This window comes from Grimontia marina (genome assembly GCF_900060185.1).
Classification (GTDB): Bacteria; Pseudomonadota; Gammaproteobacteria; order Enterobacterales; family Vibrionaceae; genus Enterovibrio; species Enterovibrio marinus.
Map to the genome: position 1 here is coordinate 67445 of NZ_FIZY01000011.1, position 17873 is coordinate 85317.

Sequence of the window (17873 nt, forward strand, 5' to 3'; positions counted from 1 at the left end):
AAGGCTATTTCTTGAAACGGATCGTTTTATATACCAGTAAAAATTGTGCTCACTGCCAGTCAGCCAAGCAGTTTTTCGATAGCAAGAAAATCGCCTACCGCCTGTGCGATGTAGGAACTCCAAGAGGCAGGAAAGAACATGCCTCGCTGGGTGTGCGTGGCGTGCCGGTGATAAAGATTGGTGACAAGGTTTTGCATGGCTTCAATGCCAAAGCCGTTCAAAAAGCACTGAAAGGTGATTGAGCTTTCATAGAAAGCGAAAGCCCAATTATCTGTGAGTCTGAAATCAAAGTGTCACTTTACATATGAAAAAACATATATAAAGTATGCAAGGGTTAAGTATGACTTGGTGAATGTGCGTGATCTCTCCCGTTAAGTTCTACAAATGTATGGCTGATGAAACCCGTCTGAAAACCCTAATGCTACTGCAACAGGAAGGTGAGCTTTGCGTGTGTGAGTTAATGGAAGCGCTCGAGGAAAGCCAACCAAAAGTATCCCGTCATCTTGCTCAATTGCGTAAATGCCGCCTCCTGACAGATCGCCGTCAGGGTCAGTGGGTGTTTTACAGCATTTCCAGTACGCTGCCGGCGTGGGCGAAAGAGGTGCTTGCCGTGACGACCCACTCAAATCCGGTCTTCCTGCAAGAAAGTATGTCCCGCCTATGCAAAATGGGCGATCGCCCAGAGCGCGCTTCTACCTGTTGTTAAGGGCTGAGAGTGAGGATGATGGTTTTTAAAAATTCAACACATATGATTTTTCATATATTAAATAATTCGGGATAGAGTTATGGGCATGTTTGAACGCTACCTTTCCGTATGGGTAGCAGTGTGTATTGGTGCAGGTGTACTGCTTGGAAATCTTATTCCTTCTGCTTTTGAAGTGGTCGCTAACCTAGAATTTGCACATGTAAACCTGGTGGTTGCAGTACTGATTTGGGTGATGATCTTCCCGATGATGGTACAGGTTGATTTCTCCGCCATTAAAGACGTAGGCAAAAAGCCAAAAGGCCTTGCGCTGACGTTAGTGATCAACTGGTTGGTGAAGCCCTTCACTATGGCAGCTTTGGGCTGGTTGTTCTTCAAAGGTATCTTTTCAGATTGGGTTGATCCACAAAGTGCGGGCGAATACATCGCAGGCATGATTCTTCTGGGTGTGGCTCCCTGCACCGCCATGGTTTTTGTTTGGAGCCAACTGACTAAAGGGGATGCCAACTATACCCTGGTTCAGGTGTCAGTGAATGACATCATTATGGTGTTTGCATTCGCACCGATTACTGCATTCCTGTTAGGTGTGACAGACATCCAAGTGCCTTGGGAAACCTTGATTCTATCTGTTGCTTTGTATGTTGTTCTTCCGCTCGTAGCGGGGACTTGGGCACGCAAACACCTACTGGCAAAAGGTGAAGATAAATTGCAAAGCTTCCTGACGGCCGTGAAGCCGTGGTCTATTGTGGGCTTACTGGGCACTGTTGTTTTGCTGTTTGGTTTTCAGGCGCAGACCATCGTCAGTCAGCCTCAAACCATCTTGTTAATTGCGATACCTTTGCTTATTCAAACTTACGGCATCTTTGCGATTGCTTACGGCGCTGCGAAGTGGCTCAAGCTCCCACATAACGTGGCAGCTCCGGCTGGTATGATTGGTACCTCTAACTTCTTTGAATTGGCAGTGGCCGTTGCGATCTCGTTGTTTGGTTTGCACTCCGGTGCCGCATTGGCGACGGTCGTAGGTGTGTTGGTGGAGGTACCAGTCATGCTTTCATTGGTATGGTTTGCGAACAGAACAACTCATTGGTTTGAGTCCGCCAAAGCGCACCAGTGACCGAATTAGAAAGCCCTGCGATGCAGGACTTTTTGGTGCACTAAGCAGTTAAACCAATATCTCGCTAAAAAATGCCTGCGGGGCGGGCATTTATTGGGTTGGGTAGTTGCCTTGGCCGACGTTAGACACGGAAGTTATTCAGCTCGTCGTCTTGTCGCTTATTGAGGTCAACCATTTGATTACATTTTTGTTCTTGCTCTGAAGCCTTCTCTGCAACACTCTGGCTGATACTGCGAATATTTGCAGTGTTCTGATTAATCTCTTGTACAGTACCGTTCTGCATTGCAGCTGCATTGGCAATATCTGTTGTGACAGTATTGATTAGGCCGATATTTTCCCGTATTTCTAGCAGAACATTGGATGCCTCTTTAGCAACTTGTTGAACATCCTGTGCGGATCCCTGACTCTTAGTTATGATTGATTCAGCGCCTGCAACGCCAGTCTGTAACTGGCTAATTTTGCTTTTTATCTCTTCTGTAGACTGCTGTGTACGTGACGCAAGCGCTCTGACTTCATCTGCCACAACAGCGAACCCACGTCCAGTGTCGCCTGCTCTGGCTGCTTCAATAGCAGCATTCAATGCGAGAAGGTTGGTTTGTTCGGCAATATCAGTGATCACAGTAAGTATGGAGGCAATGTTATTGCTGTACTCTTCGAGATCAGTAATCTTATTAACAACCTCGTCCATGTTTATCATTAGTGCGGAAATTGATTCAACGGTATGAGAGACGACTTCTGAACCGCGTTGTGCAGCTTTATCTGCTACCTCCGCAGAATCTGAAGCTTGTTTGGCATTATCAGAAACAGACCCTGCAATTTCTAACATATTTTCCATAGCAGAAGTGAGCTTGTTGAGCTCATGCAGTTGCTCCTGGGCCCGGCGCGAAGAGTCAACAGCAGAGCGAGAAGTATAGTCAGTGTTGTTTTTTACCTCGACAGAGATATCTTTAATCTGTTTTACGAGTTTCTGTAAATAGCTCAAGAAGGTGTTGAACTCGGTAGATAAGTGACCAAACTCGTCCTTTCGGTTTACATGAATGCGTTTAGTGAGATCGCCCTCTCCATTGTTAATTTCACTTAACGAGGAGCGAAGCAATGTCAATGGTTTAAGTTGCCTGCTTAGTGTAAGTATGAGAGCAATAGAACAGAGTAGCGTACTGAGCAAGGTCGCAACCATTGCCGTCCATCCCAGTTGAGTCACTTGCGCCAACACTTTTGATTCCGACAATACCGCGCCGATTAGCCAGTTTTTTCCATAAATGTTGTCTAGGGGGTAAAAGACAGTAAAAACAGCCTCCCCTGCAACCTTTGCTGGTGTTAGTCGATGGTTGAACTCTAAAAGCCCGCCGTCGAAGAGCTTCTCGATGTTTTCACCATTTAAAGAGGAATCAGGGTGGCTGATGATATTGCCATCCACATCCATCAAAAACGCATAACCAGCATTATTAAATGTCAGTGTGTTGATCGACTGAGATACCGTTTCAAGGCTCAAATCACCACCAAATGCCCCCTCAAAACTTCCTTTATTGGTTAAATTGGCTACAGCAGAGATGAGGATTTCGTTTGAGGCAGCATCTGCATATGGATCGGTGAGAATCGCTCTGTCATGTGCTTTGGCTAGCGGATACCAAGGCCGTTTTCTTGCGTCCCAACCTTCAGGGGCCCATTTCTCGTCATTGGTTATGGGTTTCCCATCCGTTTTTAGGCCGCCGAAAATAAGAATGAATTCTTCTTGGAGCAAAGAATTATCAAACGTTTTTTGGATAGTGTTCTGGCTGAAATCTGCATCTATAGAGCGGGCCATCATATCGATGAGAGATAGCTTGGCATTTAACCAGTTTGTAATTTGTTGTCCTAGTGCAGCAGTTGCCTCCTGAGTGGCCTGTTCTTTGTTGTTAAGAATTGTTGTTTTTACGGTATGGTATTGAAACCACGAAAAACTGGCAAAACTCAAAACGATTACAGAAGATGCGATAACAGCAATTCGTTGAGCTACACGCATTTTATCACCTCCTTATTGTACTTCTAACAATATAGACGCCTGTCTCAATTATTCATCGTGGATGATAATTTTTTCTCAGCTCTCTTTTGTAAAAAGGTGTGAGATGTTGATTGGTAACAATTAGATAGAATGAGTTGGTACACGAAATCATTGTGATGGGTTATGCATGTAGCGGTGCTTCAAATACTCCCAGTTAACATGGCGTTGCACATTTTTAATGTTGAGGGGAGAACGGAGAGCATCCTAAATCAAAGATAATGATTGGCTGAGCCCGCCAGAGTTATGTGCTAGATAGTTCTGGTCGCAGTGAGGTTAGTGACATGGAAAGCTATTGTACGGAGGGAAAACGACCCGAAGATATCAAAATCTGCTTCTAATGACAAAAATTCGAAGAATGAACAAACAAATGCAAATAGCGCAGGTTTACATCTCAAATATGTGAGCCTTTGATGTCTTATTATTGAGGCATGTATCTTCCCTTGGGCCACACTTAACGTAATGAGAGCTTTCGAATGAGTGAGCGATGGTCATAACCAGCAAAGTAATAATGAGCGTAATCCTGATTTTTGGGATTGGCTTTTCGCTTCTTTTTTCATACATGCTATATCAGTCAGAGAAAGACGTGATCATGGCCGAAATGCAAAAGGATGCCGAAAGGAGAGCTGCGGCGTTTACACTGTCGCTATCCATGAAGTTTGAAGCATTACATACACTCACTGCCTTGTTTCGTCAGAATCCGGATTTCAGTTACTCAGACTTTAAAAATGAGGCGAAAATTGTTCTAGAGCGTCACCCTGATATTCAGGCGCTGGAATGGATGCCTATTGTTCGTAAAGAGCAAAGAGAAGAGTATGAACAGCATCTTCAATATATTCACACTGGATTCACTTTTGTCGAGCTTGACGATGGCGGGAACGTCATCAAGGCAGCAGAGCGCGATTTCTACTACCCCGTATACTACGTGGAACCTTACATTGGTAATGAAGTCGCCCTTGGCTACGATATGTCAACAAGTGCAGCTAGGCTCTCCTCAATTGACAGGGCGATCGACAGCGGCAGGGAAAGTGTCACCGAACCTCTGATGCTAGTTCAGGAAAGCGGGAGTCAGACGAGTTTTTTAATGTTCAATCCCGTTTATCGAGATGGTTTTGTACCGTTCGTGAATCATCGAGAGTTCTTCGTGGGTGCAGTGCTAGGTGTATTTCGGATTGGCGACCTCTATCAGACATCGGAAGCTGGAAATATTCCTCATGATGTCAAACTCTTATTGTATGACCTAACGGGGGAGCAAAAAACGCTTTTACATACCAGAGTCCATGATGAAGACAAACAGTATATCGGTGAAATGGCTTATTCTGTTGATATTGACGCCTTATTTGACAGGGATTGGAGGTTCGAAGTTTTCATCGCCGATGATTATATCTCCCAGCGTATGAGTTCCCAGCCCTATATCATTTTGATACTGGGTGTGTTGTTGGTAATTGCATCAGCAGCATATCTGGATTTGATATACAAATACATCTCTCTAATTAAATGCAAAAACTGCGACCTCCAAAATATCTCATTGCGGGATCCTCTGACAAATCTTTACAACCGCCGACATTTCGATGATGTACTAAAAAAGGAATGGCAGAGGGCAATCCGCGCGGAATCGAGCATTTCTATGTTGGTTATTGACATAGACCACTTTAAGCGTTTCAACGATAGCTTTGGTCACATGGCTGGTGACTTATGCCTTAAGGAAGTGGCAAAGGCTATTAGTCAATCCATGAGCAGGTCAAATGATAGTGTCTTTAGGTACGGTGGAGAGGAATTTGCCATCCTCTTGCCTAATACGACAGACCCTAAATCAGTCGCTGAACGCTGCCGGCAGAACGTTGAGGCGTTGGGTATTAGACACCCTGATTCGGTGGAAGAGGTGGTGACAGTCAGTGTGGGCTGCGCTTTTATCCGCCCAGAAAAAGGCGATGATCACAATGCACTCTTCCTCGAGGCCGATAGGGCACTCTATGCCGCTAAGAAAGCGGGAAGAAACAGGGTGTGTGAACAATTGAACCAAAAGGATAATGCATTGGTAGGTGCCATTGAGTTTTCGCCTAAAGATTGACAGTGACTATGGTCTGTTGACCTTTGGTGGTTAAATTTTGTTCTAGCTTTAAGCGTTTTGAGCGCGTCGGGTGTATGCGGCCTAGTCATTCTAAGCAAATACACCTTAACGAATCATCACCAAAGGTCAACAGCCCCTAGGAAAGGTGCTTTCCGTCGTAGCCTAAAAGCGCAAAGTTGTAGGATTGAGTAACAACAACTGCGCTGGGTGCGCCGTTTTCTTGAACACTTCAGCAGAGCTTGAGTTAAGGCTTTTTCGCTCCGGCTTTCTTCAACAACTGGCGCTTAAGGCGACGCTTCTCTCCACCGCGGCCCCCGCGCTTTTCATGATGCTCTTTATCTGCGTTTATATCTGGTTCGAAACCCACCAACCACTCCTGAGGGAGGCGTTGGTCAATTAGGGTTTCAATTGCGTTCAGCATACCTTCTTCTTCGCGACTGACGAGCGATATTGCCATACCGGATTTCCCTGCACGACCGGTACGGCCGATTCGGTGAATATAGTCTTCCGGTTGATGTGGTAGTTCGTAGTTGAACACAGTATCCAGTGATGGGATATCCAGACCGCGCGCTGCAACATCGGTTGCCACTAACACACGTACAGTGCCGTTTTTAAATCCTTCTAATGCTCGATTACGTGCGCCTTGGGTTTTCTCGCCATGAATAGCTTCTGCTGCCAGACCGTCGAGTTTAAGCTCATTTGCCAGTGCTTCGGTACTTTGGCGGGTTTTGGCGAAAACTAATACTTGCTGCAGGTTACGGCTGCCAATCAGGTAAGAGAGCAGTTCTCGCTTCCGTTTCCTGTCGACGGGGTGCACCAGCTGGTTGACGGTTTCAGCAGTGCTGTTCGCAGTCGATACTTCCACGCGCACAGGATCGTTCAGCAGGCGGTAAGCCAAATCCATGACCTGTTTTGGATAGGTGGCGGAGAAAAACAGCGTCTGGCGTTCTTTTGGCATTTTCTTCATCAGGCGCTTGATGTCTGAAATAAAGCCCATGTCGAGCATGCGATCAGCTTCATCGAGAACCAGCGTATCCAGGCTGTTAAGCTGCAAGGTACCAATATGAAGGTGATCGAGCAGGCGACCCGGCGTGCCGACAATGATTTCCGGCTTCTTCGCCAACTGATTCTTCTGAGGATTAATGTTCGCGCCGCCATACAGCGCCACACATTTCAGAGAAGTGTGCTGGCCATACTCTGCAACTTTGTCATATACCTGCTGAGCAAGCTCTCGGGTTGGCGTGACGATCAACACTCGCGCAGAACCTTTCACACCACGTTCCAGAATCTGGTGGATCAGAGGCAGCGTAAAGGCGGCGGTTTTGCCTGTGCCTGTTTGAGCTGCACCCATCACGTCTTTTCCTTCCAACACTTTTGGAATCGCTTGCTGCTGGATATCAGTGGGCTCGCTGTAACCAAGTTCACTCAGCGTTTGCTGAAGAGTGGGATGAAGAAGTGAAAATACGTTGTCTGACATGGGTAAAAAGTTCCGCCATAAATAAGGGGCGCGAGTGTATCAGATAGTCTGATTTCACGGAAATGCCGTGCATAATCCGCACTCGTATACAAGGGGCTGTTGACCTTTGGTGGTGATTTTTGCAGCAGTTTGTGGGGGTTTTATGCTTTGTTGAGGTGTATTTGCTTAGAATGGCTAGGCGTCACACACCTCGCCGCGCCTAAAACGCTTATAGCGAGAACAAAATTTAACCACCAAAGGTCAACAGCCCCTAGCTCAGGAATGCGAATGTTGGCGTGAATCTCGGCTTGGAAGTTGCTACTTGCCTGTAACTGCGCGCTTTTTGTTCTATGTTAAACATTGAAGTCAAGCGAGGGTAAGACAGTGGGACAGAATATTAATAAAACCTCGTTTAGCGCCAGCGATCATGAGCAATTCGCCAAGCAGCTAAAGTCAGAACTGGACCAACTCGAAGGGTTATTGAACACGCCGGGTTGGGGAATAGGAAAATGCACTCTGGGTGCCGAACTGGAGCTTTATCTCACCGACAAACACCACCGACCCGCACACTACAACCTCGATATTCTCGACAAAGCCGCAGACCCCCTCATGACGGCTGAAATTAATCGATTTAACGTTGAATACAATTGTCCTTATACCGAGTTCAGTGGCGCGCCTTTCACCTTCCTCAAACAAAAAATGGACGAACGACTGCAATCGCTTCAGGCCATCGCGCAAGAAGAGGGTATTGATGTCACGCCCATTGGAATATTGCCCACACTGAAAGGTGGCGACTTCGGATTGGCGTCAATGACGGACTCTCCTCGTTACCACGCCCTTACCGATATTCTCTGCCAATCCCGGGGTGGCCCGTTCCATATCCGGATTCATGGTGCAGAAAGCTTGGAAGTTGATGCGGATGATTTGACATTAGAAGGGGCAAATACGTCCTTTCAAGTGCACTATCGTGTTAAGCCCAACGAGTTTGCACAATGGTACAACGGGATACAAATCGCCACGATTTTTTCTCTAGCAATGTCTGCTAATTCCCCTGTATTCATGCAGAAAAAGCTCTGGCATGAAACTCGGGTGCCTTTGTTCAAGCAATCTATCGATAGCCGTAACCTCTGTGGCATGAATTGGCACACACCTGCACGTGTCTCTTTCGGGAAAGGGTACGTGCGTAAAAGTGCATTGGAACTGTTCAGACAAGGTGTCAGCCTTCAGCCTGTGCTTTTGCCCGATATGCCTGAGAGCAAGTGCAGGGAAGGCTGTGGGCCAAGGCTTGATGCTCTGCGTCTTCACCAGAGCACTATCTGGAGTTGGAACCGTGCCGTCTATGACGACGCAGACGGTGGCCACCTGCGTGTTGAGCTTAGAAGCCTGCCAGCAGGGCCTACGACGATTGACATGGTGGCGAATGCGGCACTTTGCATTGGTTTGGCACATGCGATCCAAAATGATCTAGACAGACTGATGGATAGGCTGCCCTTTGAGTTCGCCAAGTATAATTTCTACCGGGCTGCCCAATATGGCGTGAACGCGAATATCCTTTGGGAGTCAGAAAATGGCACTTTACAGGAGTATCCGCTGGTTGACGTGCTGGACAAGCTATTGCCTCGGGTTGCGGATTCCTTGGTTGCACTGGGCATTTCCAGACTGGAAGCTGACATGTTGATGGTGGTGATTGAACATCGGCTGGCGAAACGTCAGAACGGCGCCAGTTGGCAACTGTCGACCTTGGTGGAGCTTGAGAGGAAATACGGTCGGGAAGTTGCCTTGAATAAGATGTTCGCCTTGTATCAAAGACAATATTTATCAGGAGAGCCTGTTTCACATTGGCCGGTTTTATGATGCAAAGGTCAACAGACCCTAATAATTTCACAAGGAGTGTAAAAAAGTCATGATGCTGCATGATGTTAGCTGGCCTAACGATGAGGACTTAAGGCGCGGATTGGTTACTTGGTTAGACACGCTGCCTGGTGCCAGTTGGCTGACGGTACCTGGCCAGGATTCCAACCGACATCGTGTGGTGGTGACTTTGCTCCACGGCAATGAGCCGTCTGGTGTCAAAGCATTGTGGCATTTCGTCCAGAATCCTCCGGAGTGTGCTGTAACCACGCACTTTTGCCTCGCTAATGTCAAAGCGGCGCGTTATGACAAGCCATTCACTACGCGCCATTTTGATGATAAGCCCGATATGAACCGTTGCTTTGGCAAGACGGGTGAGGATGACAGCTATGGTGTCGCCGCTGAAATTATGGCGCGGATTACTGACTTGAAACCTGAGGCAGTTGTCGATCTCCACAATACCTCGGGGAGCAGCCCCTCATTTTCTGTTTCTATCGTTGATGATGAAAAACACCAGCAAATTGCTTCGTTGTTTACTGAGCGAATGCTTTGTACCAGCGTACGGCTGGGGGCATTGATGGAGCAAACCACCGACCAATCACCCATTGTTACCGTTGAATGTGGTGGGGCTGCTGATCATGCCGCACATGAGGTGGCCCAAAATGGGCTTCATCACTTCCTGACAGCAGAGAATATTTTCGTTAACCACGGTGATTTTCGGCCTTTAGATTTGCTCTATCATCCAGTGCGTGTGCAGTTGAAAAAAGGGTTGGAGCTTTGCTATCACGACCGAAAAGTTGATGACGCTGATCTGACACTTCCCCTGGATATTGATCGCCATAACTTTGGTTGTATGGCTGCGGATAGCATGATTGGCTGGTTGGGAGAGAAAGGGCTGGATGCGATGATCACCAATGATGGAGGAGGTGGCCACCCTATTTATGCGCTTTTCTATGAGCACGATGGCGAGCTTCGCTTAAAGCATGCTTCCAAGCTTTTCATGATTACCACCAAACACCACATTGCCCTCTCTGACTGTCTGTTTTATATGGTGGTTGATTAAAACAGCCGTACCCAAGCAACCTGAATATGCATGTATTCAGAGGTCATTAATGCGTCCAACTTGAGGTGAATTTCACGAGGAATAGTTGTTCCACTTTCGTGGGGTTTAACGAAGAAGTGAGCGCATTGAGGGCCGCCCTTCGAGCGAATGGAATGATGACGTGCTCTCTGTTGTTCCTTTTTGATGGAGATGACAACGTCTACAAAAGGACCCGATCACAACGCCAGTCAATCTCGCTGAATCCTGAACCTTCAGGTTGTTTGGATACACATTCTATATTCAGCTAGGTAATGCAGAGATAGTGGCTCATTAGAAAGGGGCTCAGTAAAAATTCCCTCAAAATAGAAAGCGTTTTCGCAATGTATTTGATTTTACAAAATTTGCTGTGGCTCCGCTTTACTATACGAATTTGGCCTTGTTATTTTCTTATTCGTATTCCGTCTCGCTTCCAATGCATATTCCCTGAAATACCACCGATACAATCAATCAAGATTTAACTTGCGTTGAGGTTCTATCCCATGGATTTCAGCTGGAAAAGTGAATAATTATGAAGTCGTATCTGTTCGGCGTAAGTATTACACTACTTTTGGCAGGGTGTGGAGGCGGTGGTGGAGATGGAAACACAGTGTCCCAGCGTGCCAATTCTTCGGCTTGCTTTAATGAATCGCTTTATAACGTCGGTACCGTGGTCAATGAAGTTAATACCGTCATTTTTAACGGTGCGTCACCGTCAGAGAATTCTGAAACCACCGAAGTGACTCAAACAACATCCTATCGTGGCTACTCAGATGCGATTGAAGAAAAAATCACAGATGGGAGTGGTGAAGATAATCGGCTCTACATTCTTGCAGATTCTACAGAAAAAAGTGTAACGACTTTAGGCCAGATTCTTGGTAGCGATGAAATTATCTATCGCCCCAGTGGCTTTGTTCTGAATTACGATCTAGCTCTGGGTGAAAAGAAAACATTCCCTACTGTCTCAGAATACGAAAACAATGTTCTGAGCAATACGACTGACTACTCTCTTGAGTATTTGCGAACCGAAAATATCACGGTTCCCGCAGGAACATTTGAAACTTGCGTACTTGAATTTGTTTTAGATAACGTAGATTCGAGTGGGGACAAGCTTAAAGTGGTGTTTACGCAGTATATTGGTGTCGGTAATGGAATCACCATTCGAGAAGATTTCGTGTCGACAGATGAAAATGGGGAAACCACAACTGGCTCTGAAAAGCTTGTTTCCGCCACCATCAACGGCAATCCAATCTAGTCAAAAAAGGCCGGATTCAATCCGGCCTTCTCTCATCTTAACGCTTTACGCACACGAAAATGGCGTTACCTGACGTGGTGTTCCACATCTCCAGCTTTTCGTAATCGTGTTCAAACACAGTAACTTCAAAGTATGGTTCAAGCAGTTCTCTAAGCTCGTTGAAGCTCACGGCAACCATTGGGTGGTCATCATGCCATTCCTCGGTCACCTTGTCCGTGGTCTTTTCGATGCTCAGTTTCAGTGCTTGTCTGTCGCCTTCACCGGAATAGAACCAGCCGGATTTGAAAGCAAACTCACTGCCTTCGTGCTGAACAATATGTCGCACGAAAGAGTTGTTATTGATCAGGTTCTTCTCAACGGCATTAAAACAGAACACACCACCAAGCTTAAGTGCTGCGTGAGCACTGCGAATACAAGCGCTCAGGTTTTCGATATTGCCACTGTAGTGGATCGAATAAAGAAAACAGGTGATGAGATCATAAGGCGCATCCACCACAAATTCACACATATTCTGCAGCGAGAATTGTGCTTCCGGACAGCGCAGTTTCGCTTGATCCAGCATAGGCTGGTTCAGATCAAGGCCATCGCTTGAGAAGCCGGTATCAATAAAATAGCGAATGTGCGGACCTGTACCACACGCCAGATCCAGATGACGTTTCCCTTGGTTACCAAATAGTTGATGAAGTCTGCGCACACAGTCACTTTGAGACTGATAGTTGATGTCTGCGCACATCAGATCGTAATAACCCGAGAGATCTGTATACAGCGCATTTGATGATGGAGTAATCACGTAAAACACACCGAAATGAAAAAGGTGGCGCATCGTACATCGGTTTTCATTTTAGCGCGATATAAATCACATCATGAATTTGTACTGAGGCTGGAAAGAAAAAACGCCAGCAATGGCTGGCGTTCTAAGAGAAGTATTTTCAGTTAGCTCTGCAGAATCAACAGCGGCAGTGCCAACATCTCATCTCCCTTGGTCGCGAAGTAGATAATCACGCCAACCAAAGCGGCAACCGTTGAGAAATACCAAACGGTACTGAAGATTTGGCCGTAACGGCTCAACGGCAAAAGATGCGAGTGATGACGGTATTTCCATTCGAAAATAATTTCCGCACTGCCAATCAACAGCAGGAAGCCGAGAAGGGCCAATCCGAATGCGTAACTAACATATACGCCCACCACCGCACCGGCAATACAGGCTATCAAGCCCGCAACGCTGTTCATCGAAAAGCTGATGCTTTTAAGGATGTGTCCGCCATCAAGGGGCAGAATTGGCAACAGGTTGAACAGGTTTAATAGCGCATTAAAGGTCGCGAGTCCGGCAAAGAACACATTCCCTGTTACCCAGTAAGCCACGAGGGCCGCCAAAGACATAAACAGGCCGAAGGTTGGCCCCATGATGGAAATCACCACATCCTGCCAGCGCGTATTTATTTTCTCATCCGAAAGCGCCAATCCGCCCATAAACGGGATGAGGTAAATGCCTTTGGTTTTCATGCCAAAGTACTTCATAGCACGGATGTGGCCGTATTCATGCACCACTAGGCAAGCAATCAACGCCAAAGCGAATTGCCAGGAGAACAACCAGGAATAGGCAGCGACACTCGCGCCCGCGAGTACCACTTTGATGACCTTGGCACTCTTGAATAGTTTTAAGCCCAGTGACGCCAGACCAATCAGGCTGAATTTCTGTTTGGCTTGGGGTTTCACTTCCGGCTGTTGGCGCTCGATGTCTTTTTCGTTGCGCGAGCCAGACTCCACCACTTCGCCATCTACTGCGACTTTGTAGTCGATGTTGAATGGCTGCCAACTGAGGCTGGAAGATACATCGACGGTAATGATTTGGTCGTTGGCCGTCAGTTGAAAAGTGTGGACTTTCTCGCCGTCGTTATCAGCGCTAGCGGCGAGTTGAGAAACGAGTTGGTTATCCCAGTAAAGTGCTTGCCAGCCCGCCAGCGATCCTTCAAGACGCAGAGGCTTACCGAGGCAGGTGATGTTGAATAGTTCCAAAGTGTTAGTGCTTCATCAGAAAACGTTGGCGCTAATGTATCAGCATTAGCGCCGGATTTCTCTAGGTAGGCTGATTGATCAATGAAGGTGTGACAATGATTTTGCGCGGGGCGGAATCGCTTTTCTCCAACTGCTCAATCAAGCGTTTTGCGGCTTGTCGGCCAATTTCTTTGGCATCTGAATTCACAAACACGATGGGCGGCTCGGTGAGTTCCGCCTCTTGAACGGCATCAAAACCTACGATGGAGATTTCTTTATTGAAGATGGTGTCGTTCCCGACATTTCTGCCAAGTCGGTGAACGCCCTGCACCGCGCCGACTGCGGTTGACGAATAATGGCAAAGCACCGCGCTGATTTGTGGATGGCTAGCGAGCAATGCTTCGACCGCTTTTGCGGCGGGTGCCTGGCCGGGTTCACATTCCACCACCCATTCAGGTTTAAACGGCAAACCAAACTGCATTAGCGTGCTGCAATAACCTCCCACGCGTTCAGCGCGACAAAGTGAACTGCTTTTCCCGCCGACGTATGCAATGCGACGATGACCTTGTTCAATCAGGTATTCCGTCGCCATTTTCGCTGCGCTGGCGTTATCCGGCCCGACGTAATCAATCTGGTGGTTGACCGATGCACGGGAGATACACACCAACGGCAAGTTATGGGCTTTGAGCACATCCACATCAACCTGCTGGTTTTCATTGGTCGGACAGAAAGCAATGCCGCCGACACCCTGACGCGCCATGGTCAGCATGCACTGTTCAAATTTTTCAGCATCGCCACTTTGCGCCAGAAACACCATGTAGCCTTGTTTTTCGGTTTCTTCGCAAAGCCCGGCAGCGACTTGCGCGTAATAAGGGTCACTGATGTCTTTCAGGATCAGGCCAACAATTTCGCTGCTGTTAGAGCGAAGGTTAGCGGCAGCGCGGTTTCGGACATAGCCAAGTTCAGTCACGGCTTTATTGACCTTCTCAGCCGTATCCGGAGAGATACGTCCTTTGTTGCCCAACACCATCGAGACAGTGGTGACTGAGACGCCTGCGTGCTCAGCGACATCCGTGATCGTCACTTTCTTCAAGTGAATTCCTTATTTGATATTTAATAACCAGACGACGTGAAAATGCAGGATTCAGCGTGCATCCTCATGTCGTTTGAATATGGGTTAGCGTGACATTAGTAAAACGTTTTACCCAGAAAGGATACTGCCAAATTCCCATTATTTAAACCTGATCAAATTTGTGGATTAAGCATCGATGCGCAGATCACAAATGTTTTGATAAAACGTTTTACCAAAATTTTGTTTCCCTAATATGAGCGGAGAAAACACATAGTCCCGTGTGTGGGGCAGACAACCGATTCATGCTTTGGTTGAGGACTCCACACCAGTCATATGCTCATAATTCGGAGAGTTGTCATGACGAAGAAAGCCACCAAAACCACCATGTGGGAATTCCTCCAAAGTCTTGGTAAAACCTTTATGTTGCCTGTCGCGCTGTTGGCGTTCTCAGGTATTTTGCTCGGTGTAGGTAGCTCGCTATCGAGTAATGCCATCCGCGAAGCGATTCCTTTCTTAGATAACACCCTGCTTCAATACCTGTTTATGTGGATGACCAAGATTGGCTTGGTGGCATTCATCTATCTGCCAGTGATGTTCGCGATTGCGATTCCGCTGGGTCTGGCACGAGAAGAAAAAGGCGTCGCAGCCTTTGCGGGTTTCGTGGGTTATGCCGCGTTTAACCTGGCGATAAACTTCTTCCTGACCGTGAACGGCGTGCTGGGTGACGAACTGGAACGCAAAGCCTACGGCGTGAAGAGCATTATCGGCATTGAATCTATCGACACCGGTATTCTGGGTGCTGTGATGGTAGGTATCATCGTCGCCAAACTGCACCAGCGTTTCTACACCTTCAAGATGCCGGATGCACTGGCGTTCTTCGGTGGCGCACGTTTTGTTCCAATCATTTCAGCAATCACGCTGGGTGTTGTGGGTGTACTGATCCCATTCGTATGGCCTTACTTTGCTGCAGGCATCAACGGTATCGGTAACCTGATTGCAGGTGCTGGCGCGTTCGGTCCGTTCCTGTTTGGTACTGGTGAGCGTCTGCTGCTGCCCGTTGGTCTTCACCACATTCTGGTTGCACTGATCCGCTTTACTGAAGCGGGTGGCACCATGGAAGTGTGTGGTCAGACAGTCTCTGGCGCACTGAACATTTTCTACTCTGAACTGGCGTGTGCAGACACCAACGGCTTCAGCCCAGAAGTGACCGCATTCCTGTCTCAAGGCAAGATGCCAGCATTCCTAGGTGGTCTGCCAGGTGCAGCACTGGCGATGTACCACTGTGCGAAACCTGAAAACAGCAGCAAGATTAAAGCGCTTCTGATTTCTGGTTTGGTGGCGTGTGTGGTTGGCGGTATCACAGAGCCTCTGGAATTCCTGTTCCTGTTCGTGGCACCGGCTCTGTACTTCATCCACGCTATCCTGACTGGCCTTGGCTTCATGGTTATGGGTCTGCTGGATGTGACTATCGGTAACACTGATGGCAACATCATCGACTTCCTGGTGTTCGGTGTTCTGCAAGGCACAGCAACCAAGTGGTATCTGGTTCCAATGGTGGCAGGCGCATGGTTTGCGGTTTACTACACCGTGTTCAAGTTCGCGATTACCAAGTTCAACCTGAAAACCCCGGGCCGTGAAGTGGATACTGCAGAAGTAGACTCAGAGCTGGAAGCTGCGTTCATCAACGAATCTGGTAAAGGTGCAGCGATTCTGGCAGCGCTGGGCGGTAAAGAGAACATGACCGCGCTGGACAACTGTATTACCCGCCTGCGTTTGTCTGTCGACAACATGGAATTGGTAGATGCTGACAAGCTGAAATCATACGGTGCGCTGGGTGTGGTTAAGTTGGACACTCACAACCTGCAAGTCGTGATTGGTACTCAGGTTCATCTGGTGAAAAATGAAATGCAGGCACTGATGACCGCAACAGCAAGCTGATAACTTGTTCCCCCTAAACCCCCGCAACACAATAAGTCGGGGGTTTTCCTGTTTGTGTACAACAAGAAGGCACACATGACATTTAATTTTGATATCCCAATTGACCGCATGGGCACCTACTGCACTCAATGGGACTATGTGCAGGACAGATTCGGCAAAGCAGGGCTGCTGCCATTCACGATTTCAGACATGGACTTCGCAGCGCCAGCACCTGTGATGGAAGCCTTGAAAGCGCGCTTGGAACATCCTGTTTTGGGCTATTCGCGCTGGAATCACGATGACTTTAAAGGCGCGATTGAAAGCTGGTATCAACGCCGCTTCGATGTGCAAATCGACAAAGACACCATCGTTTACGGCCCCTCGGTGATTTACATCATCGCCAAGCTGATTGAAAAGTGGAGCCACGCGGGTGATGGCGTAGTCTTTCAAACGCCAGCTTACGATGCGTTCGACAAGTTGGTGGAAGGGGGAGGGCGTCGCTGTGTGCGAAACCCCCTCATCAAAACAGAATCCGGCTGGGAAATAGACTGGGACTTGCTGGAAGCGCAATTGGCAGAAGCTGACACCACGATTTTCCTGCTGTGCAGCCCACACAATCCAACCGGTCGTGTTTGGCAAAAAGAGGAGCTACAGCGCATCGCAGCGCTTTGCGATGAGCATGATGTGGCGCTGATCTCCGATGAAATCCATATGGATGTCGCCTTCAAAGCGCATACCCCTTGGACGGGCTTTGGCATGACGCAGCGTTGGGCGCTGGTGACCTCAGCTTCCAAGTCTTTCAACATTCCGGCATTGAACGGCGCTTATGCGTTCATTCCAGAAGACAAAGCGCGCAATGATTACCTGTTCAAACTGAAAGAAGTGGATGGACTGTCATCGCCTTCTATTCTCGGTGTGATAGGCATGATGACCGCCTACAACCATGGTGAAGCATGGCTAAACGCATTGAATGCTTATGTGCGTGAAAGCCACGAGCTTGTGCGTGACACACTCAGCGTGTTCCCAGAACTCAACTATGTGGTGCCTGATGCGACGTATTTGGCGTGGATTGATTTGTCGCCTCTAAACCCTGATATGCAGAAGCTAAAGAGCGATCTCATTGAACACTTCAATGTCGCCATTATGGATGGCAGTGTATATGGGGAGTCAGGCAAAGGGTATGTCCGCCTGAATCTGGGCTGTCCGTGCTCGAAAGTGGAAGCGGGATTAAAGGCGTTGGTTGGGGCGATAAAGCGATAACGCTAAACCGAACTCAAATCTAAAATAGTTTTCGGAATGGCTCACTTCGGTGAGCTTTTCTTA

At 47.7% G+C, this 17873-nt stretch carries 14 protein-coding genes; 9 read left to right on the top strand and 5 right to left on the bottom strand.

What is annotated here, in order from left to right:
• Window positions 1–11 precede the first annotated feature (11 nt).
• From GMA8713_RS07890 to arsB, 3 genes are all read left to right on the top strand, one after another.
• Entirely contained in the window at window positions 12–242 is a 231-nt protein-coding gene (locus tag GMA8713_RS07890; RefSeq protein WP_062707577.1) for a glutaredoxin family protein, read from the top strand.
• A 110-nt stretch (window positions 243–352) separates the two neighbouring features.
• Window positions 353–706: a metalloregulator ArsR/SmtB family transcription factor gene (locus GMA8713_RS07895; RefSeq protein ID WP_232314391.1), complete on the top strand. Its 354-nt coding sequence runs from the start codon at window positions 353–355 to the stop codon at window positions 704–706.
• A gap of 79 nt (window positions 707–785) precedes the next feature.
• Window positions 786–1817 (top strand): ACR3 family arsenite efflux transporter, encoded by a 1032-nt coding sequence (gene arsB / locus GMA8713_RS07900; protein ID WP_062707580.1) that lies wholly within the window; start codon window positions 786–788, stop codon window positions 1815–1817.
• Window positions 1818–1938: 121 nt separating this feature from the next.
• Here the strand turns inward: arsB and GMA8713_RS07905 are convergent, their stop codons facing one another.
• Window positions 1939–3819 (bottom strand): methyl-accepting chemotaxis protein, encoded by a 1881-nt coding sequence (locus tag GMA8713_RS07905; protein WP_062707583.1) that lies wholly within the window; start codon window positions 3817–3819, stop codon window positions 1939–1941.
• Window positions 3820–4366: 547 nt separating this feature from the next.
• Here GMA8713_RS07905 and GMA8713_RS07910 point away from each other — a divergent pair.
• Window positions 4367–5926, top strand: a complete 1560-nt coding sequence (locus tag GMA8713_RS07910) for a sensor domain-containing diguanylate cyclase (protein ID WP_198159476.1) — start codon at window positions 4367–4369, stop codon at window positions 5924–5926.
• Between the two features lie 244 nt (window positions 5927–6170).
• Here the strand turns inward: GMA8713_RS07910 and GMA8713_RS07915 are convergent, their stop codons facing one another.
• Entirely contained in the window at window positions 6171–7403 is a 1233-nt protein-coding gene (locus GMA8713_RS07915; protein ID WP_062707589.1) for a DEAD/DEAH box helicase, read from the bottom strand.
• A gap of 363 nt (window positions 7404–7766) precedes the next feature.
• Here GMA8713_RS07915 and GMA8713_RS07920 point away from each other — a divergent pair, with 363 nt between their 5' ends.
• The 3 genes from GMA8713_RS07920 (at window position 7767) to GMA8713_RS07930 (ending at window position 11566) form a co-directional block, all read left to right on the top strand.
• Window positions 7767–9236: a glutamate-cysteine ligase family protein gene (locus GMA8713_RS07920; RefSeq protein ID WP_062707592.1), complete on the top strand. Its 1470-nt coding sequence runs from the start codon at window positions 7767–7769 to the stop codon at window positions 9234–9236.
• Between the two features lie 49 nt (window positions 9237–9285).
• The gene (locus GMA8713_RS07925; RefSeq protein WP_062707595.1) at window positions 9286–10296 is read left to right on the top strand and encodes a M14 family metallopeptidase; all 1011 of its coding nucleotides are present in this window, start codon (window positions 9286–9288) and stop codon (window positions 10294–10296) included.
• 547 nt (window positions 10297–10843) lie between these two features.
• A complete protein-coding gene (locus GMA8713_RS07930; protein ID WP_062707598.1) occupies window positions 10844–11566 on the top strand; it encodes a DUF3108 domain-containing protein in 723 nt (240 codons plus the stop codon).
• Between the two features lie 37 nt (window positions 11567–11603).
• Here GMA8713_RS07930 and GMA8713_RS07935 read toward each other — a convergent pair whose 3' ends face one another.
• From GMA8713_RS07935 to malI, 3 genes are all read right to left on the bottom strand, one after another.
• Window positions 11604–12389 (bottom strand): class I SAM-dependent DNA methyltransferase, encoded by a 786-nt coding sequence (locus tag GMA8713_RS07935; protein WP_157515530.1) that lies wholly within the window; start codon window positions 12387–12389, stop codon window positions 11604–11606.
• Window positions 12390–12499: 110 nt separating this feature from the next.
• Window positions 12500–13582, bottom strand: coding sequence for a site-2 protease family protein (locus GMA8713_RS07940; protein ID WP_062707601.1), 1083 nt, complete (start codon window positions 13580–13582; stop codon window positions 12500–12502).
• Between the two features lie 61 nt (window positions 13583–13643).
• Complete coding sequence (malI, locus tag GMA8713_RS07945; protein WP_062707603.1) at window positions 13644–14660, bottom strand: Mal regulon transcriptional regulator MalI; 1017 nt, start codon at window positions 14658–14660, stop codon at window positions 13644–13646.
• A gap of 330 nt (window positions 14661–14990) precedes the next feature.
• Here malI and malX point away from each other — a divergent pair, with 330 nt between their 5' ends.
• Complete coding sequence (gene malX, locus GMA8713_RS07950; RefSeq protein ID WP_062707606.1) at window positions 14991–16571, top strand: maltose/glucose-specific PTS transporter subunit IIBC; 1581 nt, start codon at window positions 14991–14993, stop codon at window positions 16569–16571.
• A 75-nt stretch (window positions 16572–16646) separates the two neighbouring features.
• Window positions 16647–17810: a MalY/PatB family protein gene (locus GMA8713_RS07955; protein ID WP_062707609.1), complete on the top strand. Its 1164-nt coding sequence runs from the start codon at window positions 16647–16649 to the stop codon at window positions 17808–17810.
• Window positions 17811–17873: the final 63 nt, after the last annotated feature.

What these genes read in the sequence shown, in the direction of transcription:
- GMA8713_RS07910 (WP_198159476.1), top strand. Translation starts at nt 4,367, where the DNA reads ATGAGCGTAATCCTGATTTTTGGGATTGGCTTTTCGCTTCTTTTTTCA.
- GMA8713_RS07935 (WP_157515530.1), bottom strand. Translation starts at nt 12,389, where the DNA reads ATGCGCCACCTTTTTCATTTCGGTGTGTTTTACGTGATTACTCCATCA.
- GMA8713_RS07930 (WP_062707598.1), top strand. Translation starts at nt 10,844, where the DNA reads ATGAAGTCGTATCTGTTCGGCGTAAGTATTACACTACTTTTGGCAGGG.
- arsB (WP_062707580.1), top strand. Translation starts at nt 786, where the DNA reads ATGGGCATGTTTGAACGCTACCTTTCCGTATGGGTAGCAGTGTGTATT.
- GMA8713_RS07915 (WP_062707589.1), bottom strand. Translation starts at nt 7,403, where the DNA reads ATGTCAGACAACGTATTTTCACTTCTTCATCCCACTCTTCAGCAAACG.
- malX (WP_062707606.1), top strand. Translation starts at nt 14,991, where the DNA reads ATGACGAAGAAAGCCACCAAAACCACCATGTGGGAATTCCTCCAAAGT.
- GMA8713_RS07895 (WP_232314391.1), top strand. Translation starts at nt 353, where the DNA reads ATGTGCGTGATCTCTCCCGTTAAGTTCTACAAATGTATGGCTGATGAA.
- GMA8713_RS07955 (WP_062707609.1), top strand. Translation starts at nt 16,647, where the DNA reads ATGACATTTAATTTTGATATCCCAATTGACCGCATGGGCACCTACTGC.
- GMA8713_RS07905 (WP_062707583.1), bottom strand. Translation starts at nt 3,819, where the DNA reads ATGCGTGTAGCTCAACGAATTGCTGTTATCGCATCTTCTGTAATCGTT.
- GMA8713_RS07925 (WP_062707595.1), top strand. Translation starts at nt 9,286, where the DNA reads ATGATGCTGCATGATGTTAGCTGGCCTAACGATGAGGACTTAAGGCGC.